This window comes from Streptomyces alkaliterrae, from assembly GCF_007097205.2.
In the GTDB taxonomy this organism is placed as follows: Bacteria; Actinomycetota; Actinomycetes; order Streptomycetales; family Streptomycetaceae; genus Streptomyces; species Streptomyces alkaliterrae.
In genome coordinates this window covers 1-5,641 of record NZ_VJYK02000340.1, presented here as the reverse complement: position 1 = coordinate 5,641, position 5,641 = coordinate 1, and the positions used below count along the sequence as shown (strand labels likewise).

At 71.3% G+C, this 5,641-nt stretch carries 4 protein-coding genes; 1 reads left to right on the top strand and 3 read right to left on the bottom strand.

Annotation, left to right across the window (positions count from 1 at the left end; all coding sequences use genetic code 11):
* Positions 1-63 precede the first annotated feature (63 nt).
* The 3 genes from FNX44_RS23125 to FNX44_RS23115 all read right to left on the bottom strand — a co-directional run bounded on the left by FNX44_RS23125 (position 64) and on the right by FNX44_RS23115 (position 4,637).
* Entirely contained in the window at positions 64-1,068 is a 1,005-nt protein-coding gene (locus tag FNX44_RS23125) for an SRA domain-containing endonuclease (protein WP_143650738.1), read from the bottom strand.
* A gap of 90 nt (positions 1,069-1,158) precedes the next feature.
* The gene (locus FNX44_RS23120; RefSeq protein WP_228450136.1) at positions 1,159-3,888 is read right to left on the bottom strand and encodes a SpoIIE family protein phosphatase; all 2,730 of its coding nucleotides are present in this window, start codon (positions 3,886-3,888) and stop codon (positions 1,159-1,161) included.
* A 155-nt stretch (positions 3,889-4,043) separates the two neighbouring features.
* Entirely contained in the window at positions 4,044-4,637 is a 594-nt protein-coding gene (locus FNX44_RS23115; RefSeq protein WP_323369604.1) for a YbhB/YbcL family Raf kinase inhibitor-like protein, read from the bottom strand.
* Positions 4,638-4,780: 143 nt separating this feature from the next.
* On the opposite strand from FNX44_RS23115, the gene FNX44_RS23110 reads away from it, so the two are divergent.
* Positions 4,781-5,641, top strand: an 861-nt coding sequence (locus FNX44_RS23110; RefSeq protein ID WP_323369602.1) for a helix-turn-helix transcriptional regulator, incomplete at its 3' end; no start/stop codon positions are given.

Genomic DNA, 5,641 nt, shown 5'->3' with positions numbered 1-5,641 from the left:
CGTCTAGCCCACCCGCCCGGCCGCCACCCAAAACGGCGGCCGGGCGGCCAACAACCCACGCGGCTATCCGGCCGCAAAGCCTTCTTCTGTCTGGTAGATCAGTTCCACGCCCTCCTCGTGGAGCAGATCCCTCACATCAGAAGTCGGCTCATCGGGGAGCAGCACCGCAACGCGCAGCTCCTCACGCCGGGGAACGTGGCGGCGATAGTCAGCCAACTGCCCAATTGCCATACGGACGTTGTGCCGGGTAGTCAAGCCTTTTGCTTCATACAGCACGTGATCGGTGGCGTCATACAGGTCAGGAATCAACGCCCCAGGCTCTCCGGCAATGGTGATCTGGAAGCTGTGGATCTCATGCCCCATGGCCTCCAGGTGCGCCGCGAACTCCTGCACCAGCCTTCCTTCACGACGGAATACCTTGCGCGGTCCGGCAAGGACATCCGCGACGGTCTCTGACGTGTGATGCCGCTCAGGCTCCTTCACTCTTGCCCCTTGCTGCCTCGGCAGCGCAACCGGTTCCGCAGGCGGGAGCACAGGCTTGGTGAACTCAATGGCCCCCTTCCTTGCCTCCGCCAAGTTGTCTGCTTCTGTCCACGCCGGCGTGGTACCCGCGGCTGGGCGAAGCCGGAAGACAAGCACATCACGCATCACACCGTCGCGGCCGGGGCCACGACGCACCTCGTAGGGCCTGATGGGATCCACGACCATCTGACCGATGTAGCGCTGCTGCATGGCCTTGCCACCCGGGACTCTCCCGTTAGCCACAAAGAGATGCACTTCGCGCTCCTTCTCCATATGGCTCAGCAACGATCCGTTACGACCTGAAGGCTTCTGGGGGCCGTTCGCGCCGGCACCGGTGTAGAGATACAGAGGACCAAACTCGTCGTCCTCCGCCCGCCCATCGAAGGTGTACCCATATTCCTCACCTGCCGAAGGGTCGGAGAACACAAACACCTTGCCCGCCTGGTCGGCCGGCTCGATCCCCTGAAAGATGCCGCAACCGTAAGCTGCCGCAATCGCCTCGCGTGTTGTTGTCATTCCCGGCACAAGATCAAGGCTCAACGTCATTCCCTGACCCTAACGCTACTTCCCAACTACCGGAGTGCGCAGCCCACTTCCTGCGCGCCGCCGCCGCGTCACCGGTGACGGTCGGCGGGGTCAGAAGGAGTCGTCGTCGAACTGGTCGAGGAGGGCTTCGTCGGAGAGTTCGCGGGGGGTGGTGTCCGCGGTGCCGCGTAGGGCCTGCTCGGTCCAGATGACCTTGCCGCCGGGGATGTAGCGGGTGCCCCAGCGCATGGCGAACTGGGCGACCAGGAACAGTCCTCGGCCGCCCTCGTCGGTGGTCTTCGCGCGGCGCAGGTGGGGCGAGGTGCTGGAGCCGTCGGAGACCTCGCAGATCAGGCTGCGGTTGTGCAGCAGGCGCACCCTGATCGGCGGGGCGCCGTAGCGGATGGCGTTGGTGATCAGTTCGCTGAGGATCAGTTCGGTGACAAAGCCGATCTCCTCCAGGCCCCAGGCTCGCAGTTGCTCGCCGCATTCGCCGCGTACCCGGGCCACCGCCGCCGGGTCCGGCGGCACCTCCCACTCGGCCACGCGTGACGGCGAGAGCAGCCGGGTGCCGGCCACGAGCAGCGCGATGTCGTCGGACGGGTGCTCCGGCAGCATCGCGTCGATCACCGCCTGGCACGTGTCCTCCGGGGCGCGGCCCGGCTCGCCCGCCAGTACGTTCTCCAGGCGCTCGATCCCGGCGCCGATGTCCCGCTCCCGGTTCTCGACCACTCCGTCGCTGTAGAGCACGAGTTGGGAGCCTTCGGGAAGGTGCAGCTCGGCGGTCTCGAAGGGATGGCCGCCCAGGCCCAGCGGCAGCGAGGCGGGTACCCGGGGGTGGACGACGGTTCCGTCCGGAAGCACCACCGCCGGCCCGGGGTGGCCGGCCCGGGCCACCGTGCAGCGCCCGGTCACCGAGTCGTAGATCGCGTAAAGGCAGGTCGCGCCGGTCACCGACTCCACCTCGTGGTCCCGGGCGGCGCCGACGGCGTCGCTCTCCTCGTCGTCGATCCGGGTGACCAGGTCGTCGAGCCGGCCGAGCAGGTCGTCGACGGGGAGGTCGAGGGTGGAGAAGTTGTGCACGGCGGTGCGCAGCCGTCCCATGGTGGCCGCCGCGTGCAGACCGTGGCCGACCACGTCGCCGACGACCAGTGCGACCCGGGCCCCGGACAGCGGGATGACGTCGAACCAGTCGCCGCCCACGCCGGCCTCCGCCGGGAGGTAGCGCCAGGCGACCTCCAGGGCGTCCTGGTCCGGTACGCCGCGCGGCAGCAGGCTGCGTTGCAGGGTGACCGCCATGGTGTGCTCGCGGGTGAAGCGACGTGCGTTGTCGATGGCCACGGCGGCCCGCGCGGCCAGTTCCTCGGCGAAGAACAGGTCGTCCTGCTCGAAGGCGGGCGCGCGTCCTGACCGCCAGAAGTCCGCCAGCCCCAGCACCACCCCGCGCGCCCGCAGCGGCACGGTCAGCAGGGAGTGCACTCCGGACTCCAGCACCCGCCGGGCCCGCTCCGGGGCCTGCTGCTGCCAGCCCTGCGCGGTGCGCAGGTCCGCTTCGATGACCGCGCGGCCCGAGCGCAGGGCCCGCGCCTGCGGCGTCGTCGAGACGAAGGTGATCAGCTCGCCGAGCGGGTAGAGGGCGTCCCGCTCGCGTGCCCCGCCGCTGATGGCGGTGCGGCGCATGCTCCTCGTACCGCCGGGTTCCTCGCCGCGCGCGACCGGCTCCAGCAGTTCGACGGTGACGACGTCGGCGAAGCGGGGCACGGCCACCTCGGCCAGTTCCTCGGCGGTACGGGCCACGTCCAGCGTGGTGCCGACCCGGCCGCCCGCCTCGTACAGCAGCGTCAGCCGCTCCCAGGCGACCTCGGCCCGCCCGGTGACCGCCGCCAGTTCGGTGGTGTCCCGCAGTGTCACCACGCTGCCCGCCGGGCCGCCGTACGGGGCCGTCGGCCGGATGTTGACCGCCAACAGCCGGTCGCCGGCCTGGTGCACTTCGTCGGTGGCCGGTTCGCCGGACGCCAGCAGCCGCGTCATCGCACGGTCCAGCCCCAGCTCGTCCACGTGGCGCCGCTCGGTGTCCTTCGGGAGGTCGAGGAGCCGCCGCGCCTCGTCGTTGGCCAGCAGGACCCTGCCCTCGGCGGTGGTGATGAGCACGCCCTCCCGGACCGCGTGCAGGACGGCGTTGTGGTGTTCGTACATCCGGGTCATCTCGACCGGCCCCAGGCCGTGGGTCTGCCGCGCCAGCCGCCGTGCCACCAGCCACGTCCCGGCGGTGGCCAGCGCGAGCCCCACCACGCCGGCGCCGAAGATGAGCGGGAGCTGCCGTTCGACGAGGTCGGCCACGCTCTGCACGGTGAGCCCGGCCGAGACCAGGCCGATGACCTGGTTGTCGGCGTCGAACACCGGCACGACCGCCTGGATGACGTCCGCCTGCTGGCCGGGCCCCACGGGGCCGCGGGCGCTCTCGACGGTCGTCCGGCCCTCCAGCGCCTCATCGATCGTGCCGATGAACTTCTTGCCGATCCGGTCCGGGTCGGGGTGGGTGATCCGGGTGCCTGTCGTGTCCATGACTACGATGAAGTCGATGCCCGTGTTCACCCGCGCCGCCTCGGCGCGCGGCTGGAGCACCGCCGAGGGGTCGGGGCTCTCCAGCGCCTCGACGATGCCGGGCGAGTTCGCGAGCACCTGCGCGGCCGTCACCGACTGACGTCCGGCCTCCTGCCGGCTCTCGAACCTCGCCTCGAGCACCACGGCCGCCACGGCGGCCGTGACCAGCAGCACCACGACCACGACCTGGAGGACGAACACCTGCCCGGCGGCACTGCGCACATCCAGCAAGGTCATCCACTTTGACCGGGAACGTACCCTCATGCGCAATTCCTAGCACCGCACACACCCGGACGAGAACTACTCCACGGATCGACCCCCTTCGCGCCGCCCGACCGGGCGCGGCTCCGGGGGCGCCCCCGCGTGAGCGGCGCCCCCGGCGGTCGACCGGCTCAGCGCCGGACCGTGCCCGTGATCCGGGCGTACCCGATGACGTGGCCGGACATCGTGAACGCGGCGATGGTCGGCGGCGTCGAGGCGGGCAGGTCCAGCGTCGGCACGTCGAGGGCGTACACGGTGAACTCGTAGCGGTGGAGGCGGTCGCCGACCGGCGGGCAGGGACCAAGGTAGCCAAGCGTCCCGAGATCGTTGGTGCCGTCGACCGCGCCGGCCGGGAGGGCGTCCGCCACGCTGGTGTGACCGGCGGGGATGTCCCAGGCGAGCCAGTGCCAGAAACCGGCTCCGGTGGGCGCGTCGGGGTCGAACACGGTGATCGCGTAGCTGCGGGCGGCCTCCGGAGCGCCGCTCCACGCCAGCCGGACCCGCCGGTTGTCGCCGGTGCAGTCGAAGGCGTCGGCCCAGTGCTCGGCCGGGAGGGCGTCGCCGTCGCGCAGGTCCGGGCTGGTCAGCGTGAAGCGAGCGGCGGAGTCGGGCATGCCGCGGCGGACCTCGGAGTAGCCGAAGCCCGCCGGAGCGGAGAGGGCCGTGTCGGTTTCGGGGTGCTGCGGCACGGCGGAGGCATCGCCGGTGGGCAGGGACGTGTTCACGGAAGTCCTCCTGGAGCTCACGAGTAGGTGGCTCGATGGTCCGAGTCGGGGCGGACCGCCGGGAAGGCCCCTCGGATGCTGGTATCCGCCGTACCACCCACCGCGCTGGACACGGGCGCACGGGCCGCGGCGAGAATGGCGTGGTGGTGGACAGGCGGACAGGACAGAACGAGGAACTGGGACGGTTCCTGCGCGCCATGCGCGCACGGCTGCGGCCGGAAGAGGCGGGCCTGCCCGACGGCGGACGCCGCCGCACACCCGGGCTGCGGCGGCAGGAGGTCGCCCAGCTCGCCGCCGTCAGCGTCGAGTGGTACGTCAGGCTGGAGCAGGGACGCACGAGCGAGCCGGGTACGGCGGTGCTCGACGCTCTGGCGCGGGCCCTGCGGCTGTCGCCCGCCGAACGCCGGCATCTGCACGTGATCGCGAGAGGCGAGGCGCCTGTGCCGCGTCCGGTGAGCCTCCCGGTCAACGACTCCCTGCGCGTCCTGCTGGACGGCATGCCTCTCCTGCCCGCCTACCTCGTGGACTTCAGGTTCGACGTCCTCGCCCACAACGGCGCCGCGGCGGCCCTGTTCGGCGAGGACTTCGGCACCGGCGAGACCGACAACACGGCCCGGATGCTCTTCCTGTCGCCCCGCGTGCGGAGGATGCAACGGGAGTGGGCGCGGGTGGCCCGCGAGACGGTGGGCAACCTCCGCGCGCACCTCGCCCACCACCCCGACGATCCGCGCCTGCTGGAGGTCGTCGGCGAACTACGGGCGACCGACGCCGAGTTCACGCGCTGGTGGGACGACCACACCATCGGGCAGCGCGCCCACGGCACCAAACGGATCAGCCACCCCTCCGTCGGCGAGCTGACCGTCCACTACGACACACTCGCCGCACTCGACGAGGCCGCGCAACGCCTGATCGTCCTCACCCCCGCCGACACCGCGGCCGAGAACTGCCTGCGCACGCTGATGGCCGACCGCGCCGGCTCCCTCGCCGGCCCCGGGCTCCGCCCC

Bases quoted from the DNA above. Each gene is read 5' to 3' on its own strand.
- FNX44_RS23125 (WP_143650738.1), bottom strand. From the start codon at position 1,068: ATGACGTTGAGCCTTGATCTTGTGCCGGGAATGACAACAACACGCGAG.
- FNX44_RS23120 (WP_228450136.1), bottom strand. From the start codon at position 3,888: ATGACCTTGCTGGATGTGCGCAGTGCCGCCGGGCAGGTGTTCGTCCTC.